The sequence below is a fragment of the Halococcus hamelinensis 100A6 genome (genome assembly GCF_000336675.1).
Taxonomy (GTDB): domain Archaea; phylum Halobacteriota; class Halobacteria; order Halobacteriales; family Halococcaceae; genus Halococcus; species Halococcus hamelinensis.
Genome location: NZ_AOMB01000022.1, coordinates 1 through 18,695, shown reverse-complemented (window position 1 = coordinate 18,695; position 18,695 = coordinate 1). Strand labels below are relative to the sequence as shown.

General features: G+C 68.1%; 17 protein-coding genes and 1 pseudogene. 9 read left to right on the top strand and 9 right to left on the bottom strand.

The features are described 5' to 3' along the window. Window positions 1–26: 26 nt before the first annotated feature. On the bottom strand, window positions 27–785 hold the full coding sequence (gene trpC / locus C447_RS07435; RefSeq protein WP_007692491.1) for an indole-3-glycerol phosphate synthase: 759 nt from the start codon (window positions 783–785) through the stop codon (window positions 27–29). Window positions 786–879: 94 nt separating this feature from the next. Here trpC and C447_RS07430 point away from each other — a divergent pair, with 94 nt between their 5' ends. The 3 genes from C447_RS07430 (at window position 880) to C447_RS07420 (ending at window position 3,477) form a co-directional block, all read left to right on the top strand. Beyond that, window positions 880–1,341, top strand: a complete 462-nt coding sequence (locus C447_RS07430) for an MGMT family protein (protein WP_007692490.1) — start codon at window positions 880–882, stop codon at window positions 1,339–1,341. 469 nt (window positions 1,342–1,810) lie between these two features. Continuing rightward, complete coding sequence (locus tag C447_RS07425; protein WP_007692489.1) at window positions 1,811–3,214, top strand: MATE family efflux transporter; 1,404 nt, start codon at window positions 1,811–1,813, stop codon at window positions 3,212–3,214. An 83-nt stretch (window positions 3,215–3,297) separates the two neighbouring features. Next, window positions 3,298–3,477 (top strand): hypothetical protein, encoded by a 180-nt coding sequence (locus C447_RS07420; protein WP_007692488.1) that lies wholly within the window; start codon window positions 3,298–3,300, stop codon window positions 3,475–3,477. Window positions 3,478–3,534: 57 nt separating this feature from the next. On the opposite strand, the gene dpsA is transcribed toward C447_RS07420, so the two are convergent. Continuing rightward, window positions 3,535–4,092, bottom strand: coding sequence for a DNA starvation/stationary phase protection protein DpsA (dpsA, locus tag C447_RS07415; RefSeq protein WP_007692486.1), 558 nt, complete (start codon window positions 4,090–4,092; stop codon window positions 3,535–3,537). 329 nt (window positions 4,093–4,421) lie between these two features. On the opposite strand from dpsA, the gene C447_RS07410 reads away from it, so the two are divergent. The 4 genes from C447_RS07410 (at window position 4,422) to C447_RS07395 (ending at window position 9,281) form a co-directional block, all read left to right on the top strand. Beyond that, complete coding sequence (locus C447_RS07410) at window positions 4,422–5,639, top strand: ABC transporter substrate-binding protein (protein WP_007692484.1); 1,218 nt, start codon at window positions 4,422–4,424, stop codon at window positions 5,637–5,639. A gap of 11 nt (window positions 5,640–5,650) precedes the next feature. Continuing rightward, on the top strand, window positions 5,651–6,802 hold the full coding sequence (locus C447_RS07405; protein ID WP_007692481.1) for a FecCD family ABC transporter permease: 1,152 nt from the start codon (window positions 5,651–5,653) through the stop codon (window positions 6,800–6,802). Between the two features lie 137 nt (window positions 6,803–6,939). Beyond that, complete coding sequence (locus tag C447_RS07400) at window positions 6,940–7,857, top strand: ABC transporter ATP-binding protein (protein ID WP_394295083.1); 918 nt, start codon at window positions 6,940–6,942, stop codon at window positions 7,855–7,857. Between the two features lie 182 nt (window positions 7,858–8,039). Then, window positions 8,040–9,281, top strand: coding sequence for a CaiB/BaiF CoA transferase family protein (locus C447_RS07395; protein ID WP_007692479.1), 1,242 nt, complete (start codon window positions 8,040–8,042; stop codon window positions 9,279–9,281). A 46-nt stretch (window positions 9,282–9,327) separates the two neighbouring features. Here C447_RS07395 and lonB read toward each other — a convergent pair whose 3' ends face one another. Next, on the bottom strand, window positions 9,328–11,364 hold the full coding sequence (gene lonB, locus C447_RS07390; RefSeq protein ID WP_029601820.1) for an ATP-dependent protease LonB: 2,037 nt from the start codon (window positions 11,362–11,364) through the stop codon (window positions 9,328–9,330). Between the two features lie 167 nt (window positions 11,365–11,531). Between lonB and C447_RS07385 the strand changes: the two genes are divergently transcribed. Then, a complete protein-coding gene (locus C447_RS07385) occupies window positions 11,532–12,083 on the top strand; it encodes a nicotinamide-nucleotide adenylyltransferase (RefSeq protein ID WP_029601819.1) in 552 nt (183 codons plus the stop codon). A gap of 2 nt (window positions 12,084–12,085) precedes the next feature. Further along, on the top strand, window positions 12,086–12,847 hold the full coding sequence (locus tag C447_RS07380; protein ID WP_007692472.1) for an SAM hydrolase/SAM-dependent halogenase family protein: 762 nt from the start codon (window positions 12,086–12,088) through the stop codon (window positions 12,845–12,847). 11 nt (window positions 12,848–12,858) lie between these two features. Here the strand turns inward: C447_RS07380 and C447_RS07375 are convergent, their stop codons facing one another. From C447_RS07375 to C447_RS07350, 6 genes and pseudogenes are all read right to left on the bottom strand, one after another. Further along, window positions 12,859–13,461 (bottom strand): SAM-dependent methyltransferase, encoded by a 603-nt coding sequence (locus tag C447_RS07375; RefSeq protein WP_029601818.1) that lies wholly within the window; start codon window positions 13,459–13,461, stop codon window positions 12,859–12,861. Window positions 13,462–13,524: 63 nt separating this feature from the next. Then, entirely contained in the window at window positions 13,525–15,090 is a 1,566-nt protein-coding gene (gene thsA, locus C447_RS07370; protein WP_029601816.1) for a thermosome subunit alpha, read from the bottom strand. 138 nt (window positions 15,091–15,228) lie between these two features. Then, window positions 15,229–16,221 carry a glycosyltransferase family 2 protein gene (locus tag C447_RS07365; protein ID WP_007692464.1) on the bottom strand — a complete coding sequence of 331 codons (993 nt, stop codon included), beginning with the start codon at window positions 16,219–16,221 and terminating at the stop codon, window positions 15,229–15,231. A 66-nt stretch (window positions 16,222–16,287) separates the two neighbouring features. Further along, on the bottom strand, window positions 16,288–16,869 hold the full coding sequence (locus C447_RS07360) for a pyridoxamine 5'-phosphate oxidase family protein (RefSeq protein WP_007692463.1): 582 nt from the start codon (window positions 16,867–16,869) through the stop codon (window positions 16,288–16,290). Between the two features lie 57 nt (window positions 16,870–16,926). Beyond that, window positions 16,927–18,255: an aminotransferase class III-fold pyridoxal phosphate-dependent enzyme gene (locus tag C447_RS07355; RefSeq protein WP_007692462.1), complete on the bottom strand. Its 1,329-nt coding sequence runs from the start codon at window positions 18,253–18,255 to the stop codon at window positions 16,927–16,929. Window positions 18,256–18,368: 113 nt separating this feature from the next. Further along, window positions 18,369–18,695: pseudogene (locus tag C447_RS07350) on the bottom strand (methylmalonyl Co-A mutase-associated GTPase MeaB); the annotation flags it as partial.

Genomic DNA, 18,695 nt, shown 5'->3' with positions numbered 1-18,695 from the left:
CTTGTTCGTCCCTCGGTTCGTCCCACTCATTGGTCTTGCGTCGTGAGTCGCCGGGCGTTCGTCTCCGGGTCGCCGTCCATGATCGCCGTGCCGACCAGCAGCGCGTCGGCCCCCGCCTCGCGCATCCGTCGGACGTCGGCCTGGTTCGTGATGCCGCTCTCGGCCACGAGGGTGACGTCGTCCGGAACCCGCGGCGCGAGTTCCTCGAAGGTCGAGAGGTCGACCTCCAGTTTCGTGAGGTCGCGGTTGTTCACCCCCACGAGGTCGGCCCCCGCATCGAGCGCGGCGTCGAGTTCGGTCGTCGAATGTACCTCCACGAGCGGCTGGAAGCCGCGGTCGCGGGCGGCCTCGATAAGGCTCGGAAGATCGTCGACGAACCGCGCGATCAACAGGACGGCGTCCGCCGCCACGGCGTCGAGTTGGTCCTCGCGGAGCACGAAGTCCTTCCTGAGCACCGGCACCGAGACCGCTTCACGCACGGCCGTGAGCGCGTCGGGCGAGCCGCCGAAGTGGTCAGGCTCGGTGAGCACCGAGATCGCCGCCGCGCCGCCGGCGACCATCGACTCCGCGAGCGCCACGGGGTCCTCGTCGTGTTCGCCGTCGGTCGTCGGGCTGGTTGGCTTGACCTCGGCGATCACCGGCACCCGGCCCTCGGATTCGGCCGCGGCGAACGCCTCCGGGAACGACCGCGCCGAGACGGCGAGCCGACTGGTGCCGCCCTCACGTTCGGCTGCGGCCGCCAGGATCGATTCGACCTCGGGAGCCACCCCCTCGATTTCGTTCATTAGTGTACAGTGATGGACTGTTCTGTACATAAGGCTTGCGTCACCCGGCACGAGCCGACAGAATGTTAAAGACCCGCACAGTCCTACGAACACCATGAGCGAGGTCGCCGGAATCTACGCGCGGGAGTCGGGATATCTCGACCGCTGCGTCCAGGTCGGGGTGGCGAGCGACCGCGTCGTCTCGGTGTCGTTCCCACGGAGCCTCGCGTCCGAGGCGACCCCCGACCACGAGGTGCTCGATCGGATCTTCGACTACCTCGAAGGCGACCGCGACGAGTTCACCGACGTCGAGATCGGTCTCACCGTTCCCACCGACCAGCGGTCGGTGCTCGAGGCCGTCCGCGAGATCCCCTACGGTACCCAGACCTCGGTCGAGCAGCTCACCGGCCGCGTCGCCGGTTTCGACCCCGCCGACGACGACGACCGCGACCGGGTGCGCACCGCGCTCGACGAGAACCCGATCCCGGTCATCATCCCCGACCACCGCGTTCGGGACGGCCCGAGCGCCGCTCCCCCGAAGGTCGAACAGAAGCTGCGATCGCTCGAAGGGCTCTAAAACCCACCTTTTGCTGCGGTCGGCCGCGAAGCGGCCTCCCTGGCAAAATGTGGATCAAAAGCCTGCGTCACCCCCTCCGGGGGTTCCTTGGCCCGCTCACTCGCGCTTCGCGCTCGTTCGCGGTACGAACACTAACTGCCTCCGCAGACCGCCACCGCACAGCACCGCAGAAGCCCTCCGGCGCTCGCTTCGTTCCCGTGAGCGGAGCGAACGGGAGCACGGAGCGCGCGAAGCGTGCTCCGGAGTTCGCGCCGTCGCCCTTCATCCACCAAGGACCGCACCGCCACCGCCCCACCGCCACCGCCGCCCCGCGGCCGCGCCGCACCGCACGCCAGCGCGTCTCACACGATTATTTTCGATAGTTAGAACGGCTGAAAAACCAGCCCGAACTGCCGATGACACAAGTCATTTTATCCCGTGACGGCAACGCGCAGGAGTCTTGGAACGAGTCCCGAATCCGGTCCGACTGGTGGTCTCCTGGGTGGGAACGGCGCTGGTTCGGGCGGACCTCATCGAGCCCGAACGCGCGCGCCGGACCACCGACCTCGCCTGGCCACGGATCGTCACGGGCCTCGCGCGGATGTCGAAGAACGCCGCCGACACCGCGATGGTCGGCCTCGCAGTGGGGACGGCCGCGATCGCGGGTGTGGGGTTCGTCGCCCCCTACTGGGGGATGGCGTTCGCGCTCGGCGGCGGCCTCGCCAGCGGCACCATCGCGCTCGTCTCCCAGCGCTACGGCGCTGACGAACCCGTCGGCCAACCCGTCCGGTCGAGCATCGTGGTCGTGCTCGGCCTCACGCTCCCGGTCGCCGCGCTGTTCTGGTTCCTCCCGACACAGCTCCTCGGCCTCCTCAGCGACAACCCACGCGTGGTCGAACTCGGCGCGAACTACCTCCGGCTCATGGGCCTCGGCGTGCCGTTCGCGGGTCTCAACCTGATCGCGAGCCGCGCGCTCGTGGGGGCCGACGACGCCTGGACGCCGATGGTGGTCCGGGCCGCCGGCGCGGTCCTGAACATCGCCGTCAACGCGGCCCTGATATTCTGGCTGGGCTACGGCGTCGTCGGCGCGGCGGTCGGCACCGTCCTCGCGAACGTCGCCGTCACGGCCGCGTTCATCTACGGGCTGACGGCCGGCCGGCTCCCGGGCGTCGGGCGACTCCCCATCACCGTCGACCCGCTCGGTACCTACGTCCACGGCGAGACCACCCGCCAACTCGTGACGATCGGGACGCCCCTGATCGGCAAGAACGTCGCCTGGCGGCTCGGCGGTTTCGCCATGCTCTGGATCGTCGGACTGTTCGGAACGACGGTGGTGGCGGCGTTCGTGGTCGCCCAGCGCGTTCGGGACCTCCTCAACACCCCCGGCTGGGGTTTCGGGCTCGCCTCCTCCAGCCTCGTCGGCCAGGAACTCGGCACCGGCGACGAGGACACCGCCGAGGCCTACGGCACCGAGGTGATCCGTTTCGGCGTCGCGGTCTACTTCCTGCTCGCGGCCGCGGTGTTCGTCCTCGCCGATCCGATCGCGCTCGCGTTCGTCGGCGACCCCGCGAGCGACGCGCTCCCGATCGCCACGCTGCTCGTCAGGGCGACCTGCGTCGGGATCGTCTTCAAGGGTCTCTCGCGAACCGCGACCGGCCCGCTCCGCGCGAGCGGCGACACCCGGTGGCCGTTCTACGGCCAGGTCCTCGGCTACGTCGTGGGGCTCCCGCTCGCGTACCTCGGCGCGACGACCGGGCTCGGTCTCCCGGGGCTCGTGGTCGCCGTCGTCGCCGTGATGGTCGCGCCCGCCGCGGTCAGCTACTACCGCTTCTCGACGGGCCGGTGGAAGGTGATCGCCCGGAACTACCGCCCCGCGACCCAGCCCAGCGACTGAGGCGAGACCGCGGGATCGACCGGTTCCGAAACCGATTAGGCCGACCAAAATACTTATGACTTTAGGGCTGCCTAACACGGGTAATGGCCGTTCCCTCCCACCGACCGGGCCCCGACGCCACGACCGACGACGACCACGGCGGATCGCGACTCCGCGACGGCGTCTCGGTTCACACCACCCGCCCCGGCCGCCGCGTCTTCGTCGAGGCGGGGAACACCGACGGCTGGATCGCGACGGACCTCGCCGTCGACCTCGAACGCTGAACCGCCGGGCCGGTGGCTACTGAGGGAAGTTAAAAATTCGTTTTCGTGGACCGCGTCTCAGTGCGTCGCTTCTTCGAGCACGAGGGTGTCGTCCTCGAGGTAGTGCTCCAGGTGGTGAGCGTACTCCTCGTAGTCCGTGATCGCGTGGCGCAGGACCTCCTCGGAGGTGTAGTCCCCGAGGTTGTTGGCGAGCTCGATGTGGTCGCGGAATCGCTCGACGATGTCGGCGAACATCACCATGTCGTTCGCGACCGAGGTCCGGACGTCGTAGACGTCCTCGCCCTCGAACTCGACGTAGCTCCGCTCGTCGAGGTTGACCGGCCCCGCGACGGGAACGCCGCCGAGCGCCTGGGCGCGTTCGGCGATCGCGTCGGCGTGCTCCTCGACGGCCTCGTAGGCCTCCTCGAAGAAGCGGTGGAGTTCGAGGAACTCCGCGCCCTCGACGTTCCAGTGGTGCTTCTTGAGCTGGTGATAGAGCACGTACGACGCCGCGAGGTCGGCGTTGAGCGCGTCGATGACCTGTTCGGCGCGCTCGGCCTCGATGCGGGTCGCCGGCGATTCGTCGACCGTGCCGAACTCCTGTTGGAGACGGGAGTCGGATTCTTGGAGACTCATCACCCCAGTATAGGACGACAACCCACTTAAACATTCCCCTCACGAGAAGTTTTCTTTGGGATCCCGAAAATCCGATTTCCGGATCGGAATATGCGATGGCATCGCACGGGGGATCGCCCGACGGAACGGGACTCGACGACGGGTTCGGCCGGTGAAGCAGGACCGCGGGAAACGGTTCAGGCGGTCGGTCGTCGGGTGAATCGGGAAAACGGAGCGAGTGAGCGATCGTTACACTCAGCCTTGGTTGAAAGAAGTATGAACGGAACGGAATTCGATTTAGGCCGACCGAAATCGGAAGGCTTTAGCTTCTTTCGGCGGGCCTAACTCGTATGCGACGACGACGATTCCTCGCGACCACGGCGGCCGCCGGCGGACTGCTCGCCGGCTGTACCGGAAGCGACGGCGGAAACAACGGGAGCACCGCCGGTGCCGGCGACGGGACCGCGACGTCCGCGAGCGACGGAACGACCGGCGCGGGAGCCGCGACCGAGTCCGGGTCCACCGCGGCCGAGGCGACGGGCTCGGAAGCCACCGACGGAGCGGGAACGACGTCGGGCGGGTCCTACAGCGTCACGATGCCGCCCGTGGGCACGGTGAGCTTCGACAGCGTTCCCGAGACGTGGGTCGCCAACAACGGGAGCTGGGCCGACATGGGGGTCGCGCTCGGCAAGCAGCCCCCGAAGGCGGTCTGGCTCACCGAGCGGTACCACACCCAGTACTACGACGATATCCCCGGCGTCTCGGTCGACAAGAGCGGGATGCAGAGCCTCTACAGCGACGGGGTGAGCAAGGAGCTGTTCTACGAACTCGACGGCGACGTCCACGTCATCGACCCCAACTTCCTCCTGAACCGGTACAAGGGCTGGGGACAGGCCGACGTCGACGAGATCGAGAGCGAGATAGCGCCCTTCTTCGGCAACAGCATCTTCTCGCGGGGCTACGACTGGCACGACGACTACCCGTACCTCTCGCTCTACGAGGCGTTCGAGAAGCTCGCGCAGGTGTTCCAGGAGACCGAACGCTACGAGGCCTTCGCGAAGCTCCACGACGACTTCCAGTCGAACGTGAGCGACGTCGTCCCCTCGGGCGAGAAACCCGCCGTGGCGATCATGTGGGCGGGGAGCGACGAACCGGATACGTTCTCCCCGTACCTCATCAGCCCCGGGACGAGCTTCAAACAGTGGCGCGACCTCGAAGTTCGGGACGCGTTCGCCAACACGTCCGTTCGGGACTTCCACGCGGACCGGAGCGAGGTCGACTTCGAGACGCTGCTGGAGGTCGACCCCGACGTCCTCCTGCTTCGGGGCCACGAGGACAAGACCCGAAAGCAGTTCCGGAACACCGTGGTGTCGTACCTCGAAAGCAACGACACCGCGAGCGCGCTGACCGCGGTCGAGAACGGCGACGTCTACCGCGGCGGCCCGCTCTATCAGGGGCCGATCACCAACCTCGTGCTGACCGAGCGCGCCGCCCGGCAGGTCTACGGGGCCTCGGCGCAGCTCTTCGACCGACAACGCGTGGCCGACATCGTCACGGGGTCGTCGTGAGGGGAGCGTAGATGGCCGGGAGCGGTCCGACGACGACCGTCGGCGAGGACGAGGGCTGGTTCGAGTGGGTCGACGGCTCGCTGGTCTCGCTGATCCTCGCGAGCGTCGCGATCGTGGCGGTCGCGGGGCTGGTCCAGGTGAGCTTCGGGTCGTACTCGATGACCATCGGCCAGGCGTGGGGCGCGGTGTTCGACCCGGTCGTCTGGACCAACCCGCAAGTGATCGCGACCTTCCTGCTCGGCGAGGGGCTCGCGAACGGTCTCTTCTCGACGCTCGGCCTCTCGACGGCGGCCGTCGACCTCCCCCAGCGCGCGCTGATCGTCTGGAACATCCGCCTCCCGCGTGTCCTCGTCGCGGCGTTCGTGGGGACGAACCTCGCGATCTCGGGGGCGATCTTCCAGGCCGTCACCCGCAACGAACTCGCGAGCCCGTTCATCCTCGGGGTTTCGTCCGGTGCGGGGCTCGCGATCCTCCTCACGCTCGTCGTCTTCTCGGGCCTCACGGCGCTGTTGCCGGTGACGGCGTCGCTCGGGGGCGCGGTCGCCTTCCTGATCGTCTACGCGATCGCCTGGCAGAACGGCACCTCGCCGGTCCGGCTGGTCCTCGCGGGCGTGATCGTCAGCACGGTGTTCCAGTCGCTCCAGACGGGGCTGTTCTTCTTCGCCGACGACCTCGGGATCGTCCAGCAGGCGATCTCCTGGACCACGGGCTCGCTCACGGGCACCGACTGGGAACAGGTCCGGATCGCGCTGCCGTGGACGATCCTCGCGACGGTGCTCGCGCTCGCGGGCGCACGCCAGCTCAACGTCCTCCTCCTCGGCGAGCGCACCGCGAAGTCGCTCGGGATGTCGGTCGAGCGGGTCCGCTTTGCGCTCTCGGGCATCGCGATCCTGGCGGCGGCGGCGAGCATCTCGGTCGCCGGGATCGTGAGCTTCGTGGGCCTCATCGTGCCCCACGTCGTCCGCAACCTCGTCGGCAGCGACTACAAACGCCTCATGGTGGGCTGTGTGTTCGCTGGCCCGGCGTTGATGGTTGCCGCCGACGTCGGCGCGCGCCTCGCGCTCAACCCCGTCCAGATCCCCGTCGGGATCGTCACCGGCCTCATCGGCGGGCCCTACTTCCTCTATCTGATGCGGAAACAGGGCTCGATCGGCGAGGTCTGAGTCGAGGATCTCGCCCCAACGAAAACGTTTATGCGTTTTAGGAGTGCCTAAACAGATATGGAAGCGAGCGCTTCGTGGCGGGCGAACACACGGTCGGCGTTCGGCACACGACTGCGACCGACGGAGGGCGAGCCCCGATGACCGACGACGACCCGCTCCGGACGGACGGCGGCACGCTCGTCGAGCGTGGCGAATCGGCTGGGCTCACGGACGAACCCGACGTTCCCGCCGACCGGGACCCAACGCTCGAATGCGAGGAGGTCGTGCTCGGCTATCCCGAGGGTGAGCCGGTCATCGACGGCGAGTCGGTCTCGATCCCGCAGGGCTGCGTGACGGCGCTGGTCGGCCCGAACGGCTCGGGCAAGAGCACGCTCCTCCGGGGGCTCTCGAACCAGCTCACACCCGACGACGGCGTCGTCAGGCTCGACGGGCGGGCGATACAGAACCTCGACACCAAGGAGCTCGCGCGGAAGCTCGGGTTGCTCTCACAGGAGAACGTCTCGCCGTCGAGCATCACGGTCGAGGACCTCGTGCTCCACGGCCGGTACCCCCACCGTGGCTTCTTCGACTCGCTGACCGACGAGGACGAGTGTGCCGTCGCGGACGCGCTCAGCCTCGCGGGCGTCGACCACCTCAGGGACCGCGAGGTCGGCGGGCTCTCCGGCGGCCAGAAACAGCTCGCGTGGATCGCGATGGTACTCGCCCAGGACACCGACGTCCTCCTGCTCGACGAGCCGACGACCTTCCTCGACCTCCACCACCAGCTCGAAGTCATGGAGATCATCGAGACCCTGAAGGCCGACTCCGAGGTCACGATCGTCCTCGTCCTGCACGACATCGACCAGGCCGCCCGGTACGCGGACCACGTGCTCGCGCTCGACGACGGGTCGATCTACGCCCGCGGCCCCCCCGAGGAGGTCATCACCGAGGACCTCCTCCACGACGTCTTCGGGGTCGCGGCCACCGTCGAACGCACCGACCGCGGCCCACGGGTCACCGCGCACAACGCGGTCCACGACGCCGACGGCAACGACCTGAACACACCGCCGAAGTAGCCCTCGTTCTCGCGACCGACCTCGGGCGACGACGTATGCACTTTTCACGCCGGCCAGCCATGCGACCGTATGCACACCGGCGCTCGATCCGGCGACGAGATCGGTCCCGAACCCTCGACGTGGTCCGGGGACGGTAGCGTTCCGTCGCACCGATTCGACGCACCGCTTCGGGGGACGAACCGATGACCGGCGAGGCGCGCGAGGCCGAGGGCGAGACCGGCCCGCTCGACGGGCTCACGGTACTCGACGCCTCGCGGGTACTCGCGGGGCCGTTCTGTACGATGCAGCTCGGCGACCTCGGCGCGGAGGTCATCAAGGTCGAACGACTCGACGGCGGCGACCAGACGCGAGGGTGGCAACCCCCGTCCTACGGGGAGAGCGACGAGAGCGCCTACTACATGAGCATCAACCGGAACAAGCGCTCGATCGCGCTCAATCTCGCTTCCGAGGACGGCCGCGACGTGTTTCGGCAGCTCGCGCGCGAGGCCGACATCCTCGTCGAGAACTTCCGGGTCGGGAAGATGGACGAGTGGGACCTCGGCTACGACGACCTCGCCGAATCGAACCCGGACCTCGTCTACTGTTCGCTCTCGGGCTACGGCGAGTGGGGACCCGATGCGGACCGCCCGGCCTACGACATCATCATGCAGGCCGAGGGTGGGCTGATGAGCATCACTGGGGAGGAGGGCCGAACCCCAGTACGAGTGGGGGTCGCGCTCGCCGACATCGGTGCGGGGATGTACGCGACGCAGGGCATCCTCGCGGCGCTGCTCGAACGCGAGGTCGGCGATAGCGGCGGGCAGAAGGTCGACATCAGCCTCTTCGACGGCCAGGTGGCCTGGATGACCTACATGGCCTCGAACTACTTCGCGACCGGCGACCCGCCGACCAGGATGGGCAGCCGACATCCGACCATCGCGCCGTACCAGGCCTTCGAGACACGGGACAGCTACGTCGTGGTCGCGGTCGGCTCCGAAGCCATCTGGACGCGCTTCTGTGCCGCGCTCGACCGTGAAGACCTCGCGAACGACGACCGTTTTTCGACCAACGCCGACCGGGTGGCGAACCGCGACGCGCTCGATTCCCTACTGGCCGACGAGTTCGCCGAGTACGAAACCGAGGAACTCCTCTCGGTGTTCGACGACCACGACGTGCCCGCGAGCGACGTCCACGACATGGCCGACGTCTTCGAGACGCCGCAGGTCGAGGCGCGGGGGATGCACCGCGAGGTCGCCCATCCCACGGCGGGCACGGTCGAGATGCCGGGCAGCCCGATGCATTTCTCGAACACCCCGACGACCGTTCGTCGGTATCCGCCGCGGCTCGGCGAACACACCCGCGAACTCCTCGGTGAAGCGGGCTACGACGGGGAAGCGATCGAGGATCTGGTCGAGGACGATATCGTCGCGCCGCTCGACGAGTAGGACGAATCGGGGAGATCGAACAACGATTTCGGGAAGATCGGGGCTTCTACTGCGGTCTCGGGCTGCCGGAGCCCTGCTGGTTGACCGGCTGGCGGTCGAGCGCCTGGCCCGTGATGGACTTGAGGCGGTCGACCAGCCCGTCCTTCTCGCCCTCGCCGGCGAGGGCGACTTCGAGGACTTCCGAGATGTGCGAGACCGGGATGATCTCGATCTGGTCCTCGTACTCGTCCTCGATCATCACGTCCTGTTCGTTCGCCGCCGGGATGATGACGCGTTCGAGCCCCGCCTTCGCGGCGGCCTCGATCTTGTGGGTCACGCCGCCGACGGGCAGTACGTCGCCCCGGACCGAGAGCGACCCGGTCATCGCGAGGTTCTGGTCGACCGGGACGTTCTCGAGCGCGCTGATGACCGCCGCGGCCACCGTGATGGATGCGGAGTCGCCGTCGACGCCGCCCTCACCCACCTGCACGAACTGGATGTGGATGTCCTTCTCGGAGATGTTCTGGTCCGAGAACTTCTTGATGATCGCCGAGACGTTCTGGACGGCTTCCTCGGCCATCTCCTTGAGCTGGCCGGTGGCGATCACGCCGCCGGGACCCTGCGAAGGCGTGACCTCGGCCATCACGGGCAGGACGATGCCCGAGTCCTCGCCCATCACGGCGAGGCCGTTGATACGGCCGACGACCTCGCCCTGGGCCACCGTCATCTCGTAGTCCTTCCGGCGCTCCATGAACGTGTCCGCGAGCTGCTGTTCGATCGAGCGCGAGCGGCGCTTGGCCTGGAGCACGTGGTCGCGGGTGGTGTGTTCCGCGTCCTCGGCGCGGGCGATGTCGCCCGCGACCCGGACGAGACCACCCAGGTCACGCATCTTGAGCGTGAGGTGGCCCTTCCGGCCCGCACGGCGGCGGGCTTCGAGGATGACCTCCTCGACCGCCTTCCGGGTGAAGTGGGGCAGGCGGCCGTCCTTCTCGACCTCCTGGGCCACGAACCGCGAGTACTTCCGGCGCATCTCGGGTTCGTCCTCGATGGTGTCGTCCATGTAGACCTCGTAGCCGTAGCCCTTGATCCGCGAGCGCAGCGCGGGGTGCATGTTCTCCATCGCGTCGAGGTTGCCCGCCGCGATCATGATGAAGTCCGTCGGGACGGGTTCGGTCTGGACCATCGCGCCCGAACTGCGTTCGGACTGGCCGGTGATCGAGAACTCCCGTTCCTGGATCGCGGTCATCAGCTTCTGCTGGTTGCGGATGTCGAGCGTGTTGATCTCGTCGACGAACAGCACGCCCTTGTTGGCCTTGTGGATCGCGCCGGCCTCGACGCGGTCGTGGCTCGGCGTCTCCATCCCGCCCGACTGGAACGGGTCGTGGCGGACGTCGCCGAGCAGCGCGCCGGCGTGGGCACCCGTCGCGTCCTCGAACGGCGCGGTCTGGTCCTCGGCGGCGTTGATCAGCAGGTTCGGGATCATGGCGTCCGTGCTCCGCGAACTGTACTTGAAGGCGAGGTAGATCAGGACCGCGAGCACGCCACCGATCAGGAGCTGGTTCGCGATCAGGAAGGAGTAGCCCAGCACGATGGCGATGATGATCCACATCAGGAACTGGCGCATCTGGTTGCGCTTTTGGGCCTCCTCCTTGTGGGCGTCGATGATCTGTTCGCCCTTCCCGGCCGGAACGGTTCTGACCTTCGGCGCGTTGCCGTCGTCGGGGTTGTGGTACACCAGCACGTCCTGGAGGTCCTCCTTCGGGAGGAGCTGGCTCATCGCCTTCGCCAGCATCGACTTCCCCGTGCCGGGCGTGCCGATCATCATGACGTGGCGGCGCTGCTTCGCGGCCTTCAACACCACGTCGCGGGCGTGGTCCTGCCCGATGACCTGGTCGACGAGGCGGTCCGGGATCTCGATGTCGTCGGTCGACTCGATATCGAGACCGCCGAGCAGCCCGTCCTCGTTCTCCTCGATGATCGCCGCCTCGGCGATGTCGCTTCCGAGGTCCTCCTCGAACGGCGCGTCCTCCGCCTCAGGGTCCGACTCCGACTCCGCCTCCGACTGGGTCGGGAACGCGTCGTCGGCGTCCATTTCATTACTCATGTGACTGGCTCTAACAGCCAAACGGAGGGCACGTTTACTGATATACTTTCTCCCCTCGGCGACCGGTGTCACACCACCGTCCTCGGCCCCGACAGCCCCGCTCGATGGAGTCCCCGCCCCGACCGACAACTGAACGAACTTAAATACGCGCCGTCCCACGGACGGATATGAGACGGGGCTTTTACATCGGCCGATTCCAGCCCTACCACGACGGCCATCACCGGATGGTCGAACACATCGCGAGCGAGGTCGACGAACTCGTGCTCGGGATCGGGAGCGCCGACGACTCCCACACCCGCCACGACCCCTTCACCGCTGGCGAGCGGATCATGATGGTCACGAAGTCGCTCGCCGACTCGGATCTCGTGATCTATCCGGTGCCGATCGAGGACCTCAACCGTAACGCGGTCTGGGTCTCGCACGTCCGGAGCATGTCGCCGACCTTCGACGTCGCCTACTCCAACAACCCGCTCGTCGTCCAGTTGTTCTCGGAGGCCGGTGTGGAGGTCCAGCAGTCGCCGATGTTCGATCGCGAGAAGCTCGAAGGCTCCGAGATCAGAGAACGGATGATAGTCGAGGCGGGCTGGCGCGAACTCGTCCCGCCCGCCGTGGTCGACATCGTCGAGGAGATCGACGGTGTCGAGCGCATCCAGCGCGTCAGCGACACCGACGGGGCCGCCGCACAGCCCAACCCAAGCGGCTCCACCGACCCCGAGTAACCGTGATCACGCTGAGCTCCGATTTCGGCTCGCCCTACCCGGCGGCGATGAAGGGCGTGATCCTCGATCGAACGGACGCACGGCTCGTCGACGTCGCCCACGACTTTCCACGGCAGGACGTTCGCACGACCGCCTTCTGGCTCCGCGAGGTGCTCCCCACCTTCCCGCCCGCCGTCCACCTCGTGGTGGTCGACCCGGGCGTCGGCACCGACCGCGCGGCGCTCGTGGTGCGTGCCGGCGACCACGCACTCGTCGGGCCCGACAACGGCGTGCTCGTGCCCGCCGCCCGACGGCTCGCCGGGGAGGGAGCCGAACTGGAGGCGTTCGCGATCGAGTCCGACGCCGCGAGCGCGACGTTTCATGGACGTGATGTGTTCGCGCCCGCCGCGGCGGCGGTCCACGAGGTCGGTACCGACGCCATCGAGAGCCTCGACGGCTACGAGCCGGTCGACGACATCGAGTCGCTGACGTTTCCCGAACCGGCGGTCGACGACGGAACCGCGAACGGCGAGATCCTCGTGGTGGACGGCTTCGGGAACGCGGTCACGAACGTTCCAGGAACCGTGCTCGACGGCCGATTCGGCGAGGCGATCGAACTCGATGGCGAGTCGGTGCGGGTCGAGCGGTCGTACGCCCACGTCGAGCCCGGTGAACGGCTCGTCACCGTGGGCAGCCACGAGAACGTCGAGCTCGCGGTGAATCAAGGAAGGGGTGCGGAGGCGTTCGGCGTCGGGGTCGGCGACGACGTGGTACTCACCCGGTGAGAGGAACGGTTTCAGGGCTTCCGGTAGAGTGCCTGTTCTGCGGCGTGTCGATGTGGCTCGCCACCCGAATCGTCCTCGAAGACGATCGTCTCGCCACCGAGACGCACCCAATCGGAGTAGTACGAGTCGAGTTCGCCCTGCTCGTAGCGGTGCTCGTTTTCGCTCCAGTCCGGCGCGAGCGGGACCTCGGGATGGGAGACGAACGCGAACAGCGCGTGGATACCACCCCCGTTCGTCCGTCGTCGTAGCTGCTCGAACCGCTCGCGCCGTCCGTTCGGGTGGAGATACTGGATCGTCCCGATCGAGTAGATCACGTCCACCGAGTCGTGGAGCTCGAACGTGTTGATGTCGCCGACGCGCGTACGGATCTCGACACCGCGCTCGTCGGCGAGTCGTTCGGCCTTCTCGAGCCCGTTCGAAGCGATATCGACCGCTACCACGTCGAATCCCCGTTCGGCGAAGTAGACGGCGTCGCGTCCCTCCCCCGCACCGATGTCGACGACGGTTCCGTTCTTCGGTGCGTGGTCTGCGGCTCTGCGAGCGAAGTCGTTCGGCTCCGTTCCCCAGTAGAAGTCCTCGCGGCCGTAGCGCTCTTGAAGTTCGTCGTACTCCATCGAGACCACTCTATCGGGCTCGAAAATAACGGTTGGTGATGGGGTGTCGGTCGTCGACGCGCCTCAGTTGTCGGCCGAGATCACGTCGTCGATCCGGACGATCATCGTCGCGGCCTCGGTGGCGGATTCGAGCGCCTCGTACTTCACGGCCGCGGGGTCGAAGACGCCGGCCTCGACGGGGTCGGTGACCTGGCCGGTCTGGCCCTCGGAGATGATCCCCGCACGGCCCTCGCTGTCGTGACGCGAGCGGAGGTCGACGAGCGCGTCGATCGGGTCCATCCCGGTGTTCTCGGCGAGCGTCCGGGGCAGGACGTCGATCGCGTCGGCGAACGCCTCGACCGCGAGCTGGCGACGGCCCTCGATGCTCGCCGCGCGGCCGCGGATGTGGTCGGCGATCGCGATCTCGGAGGCACCGCCGCCGGGGACGACACCGCCGGCGTCGAGCGCGGCGGTGACGACGTCGAGGCCGTCGTTGAGCGCGCGTTCGAGTTCGTCGGTGACGTGGTCGGTGCTACCGCGGGCGAAGACGGTGACGGACTCCGCGGCCGCGCCGCCCTCGACGAACGCGAGGTCGTCGTCGCCGTAGGACTCGACGCTCACCGACTCGGCGTTCCCGAGGTCGTCGCTTTCGAGGTCGTCGATCGCGCCGACGCGGCTCGCGCCGGTGACCTGCGTGATGGACTTCGCCTCGTCGTCGCCGACCGACTCGAACGCGAGGATGCCCTCCTCGGCGAGGTAGGCCGCCGCGCGGTCCTCGATGCTCTCGGTGACGAACGCGACGTCGACGTCGAGGTCGGCGAGCTTCTCGGCGTACTGCTTGAACTGGCTCTCCTCGGCGTCGAGCGCGGCGTTGAGCTGGTCGATGTTCGTGACGTCGTACTCGGCGTCGACGCTCGACTCGCGGATGTCGAACTCGACGTCGAGCACCGCGATCGAGGCGTCCTCCACACCGGTCGGCATGTCCTCGCGGACGCGCTCCTCCTCCGAGATGACCCCCTCGACGAGTTCGGTGGCGCTGGAGGCCGCCCCGGTCTGGGTTCGGACGGCGATCTCCTCACGAGCGACGCCGTCGTCGCTCTCGACCTGGCGAACGGCGTCGACGACCGTCTCGGCCAGTGCGTCCGCGTTCACGTCGCCGGTGCCCTTCCCGGTCATCGAGGTGCGGGCCACGGCCCGGAGCCGGTCGTCGTCGAGGTCGTCGGCGTCGAGCACGAGCTCCTCGACCGCCTCGCGAGCCAGCACGGCGGCCTCGTTGTAGCCCTCGACGATCGTGGTCGGGTGGACGTCGTCGTCGAGCAGGCTCTCGGCCTTCGCGAGCAGCTGGCCCGAGAGCACGGCCGCCGTCGTCGTCCCGTCGCCGACCTCGTCCTCCTGGGTCTCGGCGACCTCGACGATCATCTGGGCGGCGGGATGCTCGATGTCCATCTCGCCGAGGATCGTCGCGCCGTCGTTGGTGATGACGACGTCGCCGGCGTCCGAGACCAGCATCTTGTCCATGCCGCGCGGGCCGAGCGTCGTGCGTACCGCCTCCGAGACCGCCTTGCCGGCGGTGATGTTCGAACTCTGGGCGTCCTGTCCGCGGGTGCGCTCCGTGTCCTCGCTCAGGATGAACATCGGCTGTCCACCCATTCGCTGTTGCTGTGCCATGATGGAATCCTCACCAGTGGGTCGTTTGCGGTTCTATATAAATTTTTTCAACCCGGCTCGAAAAAGCGCCGGACGTGGACGGGATGGTGTGACATGGTGCGAGGCGTGAGTGCCCCGCCCTCACCGGCGGTCGTAGACCGCCACCGCGCGGTCCGACCGCGAGGAGACCCCGCGGGGGTTCCGGCGGCCCCGGTCGCGCCACCGGGCGAGCACGCCCCCCGCTTGCCCCCGGGCGGTGCCCGTTATCACGTCCCGGCCGGTGGCGGCCCAGCCGGAGGGGGTCGCCTCGCCCCGGACGATGTCGCGGAGCTCGGTGGCGGCGTCGCTCCCCGCGTGGCTCAACAACCGTCGCGCCGTGGTCGGGCGGAGCCCGTAGTTCTTGGCGAGGCGATAGGCGAGCGCCCGGTACTTCCAGTACCAGTCGCGCTCGGCCTGCCCGCCGTCCGAGAGCGCGTGCGGCACGGGTGTCCCCGGGTCGCCACGCTGTGGGGCTTTCACGCCCCGGCGGACCGCCATGCCGTCGCGCCAGGCAACGTCGTAGCCGGCGGCGGCGAGCCGGTGGGCGAGGTCGCGCGAGCCGCCGGTTTCGAGGTACTCGTCGAAGCCGTCGAGCGCGTCGAGCGCCTCCCGCGAGAACGCCACGTTGAAGCCGTCGAAGTAGGTCACCTCCCGGCCCGCGATGGCGCGGGTCTCGGGGGCCGGGCCCTCGGTCGGCAGCGTGGGACCCGTGACCGCCCCTATCGAGGAGCGTTCGGGGAGCGAGTAGCCCTCGGCGAACGTGTGGTTTCGCGGGTGGACGTGGTCGCCGGTGAATCCATCGGCGAGCGCGGCGAGCCAGCCCGGGTCGACCGTGCGACCCTGGCCGACGAGCGCGATCCGGTCGCCGCTCGCGTGTTCGATCCCGGCGTTGCGCATCACGTTGACGTTCCGGTCGGCGACCTCCACCAGCACGTCGACGTCCTCGCGTTCGCGTACGATACCGGTGGTTCCGTCGGCCGACGGGCCGTTGACGACGACCACCTCGCTCTCGGGGGTCACCGCAGCGAGCGCGTCGAGACACGCCACGAGCCGTCGCCGAGCGTTGAGCGTCGGCACGACCACCGAAAGCTGCATGAACGACCGATACCCCGTCTCGCTATAAAAACCCCTGTTTTACCCGCTACACCCGGGAACGAGGGGTCAGTCGATGTCGGCGAAGAACCCGGTCCGTTTGGCGCTCGGATCGTCGGTGCCCCACGGCGGGTCGAACTCCTCGATCGATAGCCGTGGAACGTGTTTCGCACAGTGGATGTAGGCCTCCTCTATCTCGAGTTCGACCCACGTCTTCGTGCGGTTCACGTCGGTCGGGTCGTGGGCCCCGTCGACCTCGTCGTGGAGCGTCGCTTCGCCGTTGACGTGGAGCCCCACCGTCGTATCCCACCAATCGACGAACAGAAAGGTCGCGTGGGGGTTCTCGTGGATGTTGCCGAGCGAGGCCTGGACCCCGTTGCCCCGGAACTCGGGGTAGGCGAGGTGGCGGTCGTCGAGCACCGTCACGAAGCCCCGGGGACCGATCCGGGGCGAACAGTCGGTGTTGCCCTCGCTGTCGGCCGTCGAGAGGAAGAACATGATCCGCTCGCGGACGAACGCCGTCATCACGTCGTTGAGCCGGTCGTGGACGCTGCCGTCGTAGAACGCGAGCGCGCGGGCCTTCGTGCCGAACCGCTCCTGGAGGTCGCGTTCGCCGTCGCTTCCCGGGCGACCGTCGGCGTCGTCGCGCATATGAGAGGGACGGGAGCGACGAGCAAAGCCCTGACGCTCCGAACAGGGTCGAGGTCCTTACTCGATCGCCTCACACAGCAGGCTCACGCCGAGGTCGATCTCGCGGGGCGTCACGTCGAGCGGCGGGAGGATCCGGAGCGCCTTCCGCCCGCAGGCGAGCGTCAGCAGACCGCGTTCGAACGCCGCCCCCAGAACGTCGTCGCGGCGCTCGGGAGTGTCGAACTCGACCGCGAGCATCAGGCCCTTGCCGCGAACGTCGACGACCCCCTCCGGGTCGGCGTCCGAGAGGTACTCCACGAACTGTCGACCGCGTTCGGTCGCGTTGTGGAGGAGGTCGTGTTCGTGGATGGCGTCGAGCGTGAGCGCGCCCTGGAGCGAAGCGATGACGTCGCCCGCCCCCCAGGTCGAGGAGATCCGGCCGCGTTCCTCGGGGAAGACGTCCGAGCGGGAGATCGTCGCCCCGACCCGCAGCCCCTTCGCGGCGGTGATCACGTCGGGTTCGATCGGGTAGTGGTCGGCGGCCCACATCTCGCCCGTTCGTCCCATCCCCGACTGGATCTCGTCGGCGACCAGCGTGAGGTCGTGGGTCTCACACACCTGCGCGACCTCGTTCATGAAGGCCTCGCTCGGGAGGCGATAGCCGCCCTCGCCCTGGATCGGTTCGAGTATCAGGTAGGCCACGTCGTCGGGGTCGACGAACCCGCCGGGACCGACCATCCGTTCGAGCCCCGTCGTCCCGCCCCCGAAGAAGCCACACGAACACGTCTCGGCCTCACAGTGCCGGTCGTCGCAGAACGGGATCGTGTGAACGCTCGGTATCTCGGGGTAGTCGCGGCGGTAGACCGACTTCGAGCGGTTGAGCGAGAGCGCGCCGAGCGTCCGGCCGTGGAACGCGCCCTCGGTGGTGATCCCGTACTTCCCCTTCGTGTGGTCGTAGCAGATCTTGATCGCGTTCTCGACGGCTTCGGCCCCGCTGTTCGAGAGGAAGACCTTGTCCATCCCGTACTGCGAGGTGACGTCGAGCAGGCGGTCCATCAACCCCGTGGGGCCCGGGAGGTCGGGGTTCTCGGGCGACCCGCCGCCGCTGACGTAGAAGTCCTGGCCCGCGATCTTGAGCGGGTCGACGAGGTCGAACTCGCGCATCGGGTCGAGGATCAGGGGGTTGTTGTAGCCGAGCGGTGCGGCTCCGACGTGGCTCGTGAAGTCGAGGAGGACGTTGCCGTCGACGTCGGTGCAGAAGGGGCCCTCGGCGGGGGCGGTGCGGTCCCAGACGAAATCGTAGACGTAGGTGCTCGGCGCGGCGCGCTCGGTGTGGTACTCGACCCACTCGCGGGCCCGTTTCCCCGGGAGGTCGTCCACCCGCGGTTCCGCCGTCTCGCGGTTCATGTCGTGGGTACGGCCGAGGGGTTCTTAATGAATGCTACTCCAGCGGCCGTAAGGCAACGAATGTCACCCAAACGGGGCAGAACGTTCCGTTTCGTCACTCCGGCTGGGGTTCGTCACGCGTCCGTGTCCCGACCCCGACGAGCGTACTCGGCGATCGGGTCGAGGAGGTCGTCGGCGATCTCGTAGGGGTCGGTCTCGCCCGCCGCGACCGCCGCGGCGAGGTCGTCGATCCCCCCACGGGCGTCGATCTCCTCGGCCAGGAGGTCGGCGGTGTCCTCGCGGAGCAGGGTCCGGATCTCCTCGGCGTAGCGGGCGCGGCGTTTGGCCTCGATCTCGCCGGTCGATTCGAGGTGGGCGCGGTGGTCGGCGAGCGCGTCGACGAACTCCTCGACCCCCTCACCGCGGGTGGCGACCGTCTCGATTATCGGCGGGGTCCAGCC

Bases quoted from the DNA above. Each gene is read 5' to 3' on its own strand.
- C447_RS07365 (WP_007692464.1), bottom strand. From the start codon at position 16,221: ATGCAGCTTTCGGTGGTCGTGCCGACGCTCAACGCTCGGCGACGGCTC.
- thsA (WP_029601816.1), bottom strand. From the start codon at position 15,090: ATGGGTGGACAGCCGATGTTCATCCTGAGCGAGGACACGGAGCGCACC.
- C447_RS07375 (WP_029601818.1), bottom strand. From the start codon at position 13,461: ATGGAGTACGACGAACTTCAAGAGCGCTACGGCCGCGAGGACTTCTAC.
- dpsA (WP_007692486.1), bottom strand. From the start codon at position 4,092: ATGAGTCTCCAAGAATCCGACTCCCGTCTCCAACAGGAGTTCGGCACG.
- C447_RS07395 (WP_007692479.1), top strand. From the start codon at position 8,040: ATGACCGGCGAGGCGCGCGAGGCCGAGGGCGAGACCGGCCCGCTCGAC.
- trpC (WP_007692491.1), bottom strand. From the start codon at position 785: ATGAACGAAATCGAGGGGGTGGCTCCCGAGGTCGAATCGATCCTGGCG.
- lonB (WP_029601820.1), bottom strand. From the start codon at position 11,364: ATGAGTAATGAAATGGACGCCGACGACGCGTTCCCGACCCAGTCGGAG.
- C447_RS07420 (WP_007692488.1), top strand. From the start codon at position 3,298: ATGGCCGTTCCCTCCCACCGACCGGGCCCCGACGCCACGACCGACGAC.
- C447_RS07360 (WP_007692463.1), bottom strand. From the start codon at position 16,869: ATGCGCGACGACGCCGACGGTCGCCCGGGAAGCGACGGCGAACGCGAC.
- C447_RS07400 (WP_394295083.1), top strand. From the start codon at position 6,940: ATGACCGACGACGACCCGCTCCGGACGGACGGCGGCACGCTCGTCGAG.
- C447_RS07430 (WP_007692490.1), top strand. From the start codon at position 880: ATGAGCGAGGTCGCCGGAATCTACGCGCGGGAGTCGGGATATCTCGAC.
- C447_RS07385 (WP_029601819.1), top strand. From the start codon at position 11,532: ATGAGACGGGGCTTTTACATCGGCCGATTCCAGCCCTACCACGACGGC.
- C447_RS07410 (WP_007692484.1), top strand. From the start codon at position 4,422: ATGCGACGACGACGATTCCTCGCGACCACGGCGGCCGCCGGCGGACTG.
- C447_RS07355 (WP_007692462.1), bottom strand. From the start codon at position 18,255: ATGAACCGCGAGACGGCGGAACCGCGGGTGGACGACCTCCCGGGGAAA.
- C447_RS07405 (WP_007692481.1), top strand. From the start codon at position 5,651: ATGGCCGGGAGCGGTCCGACGACGACCGTCGGCGAGGACGAGGGCTGG.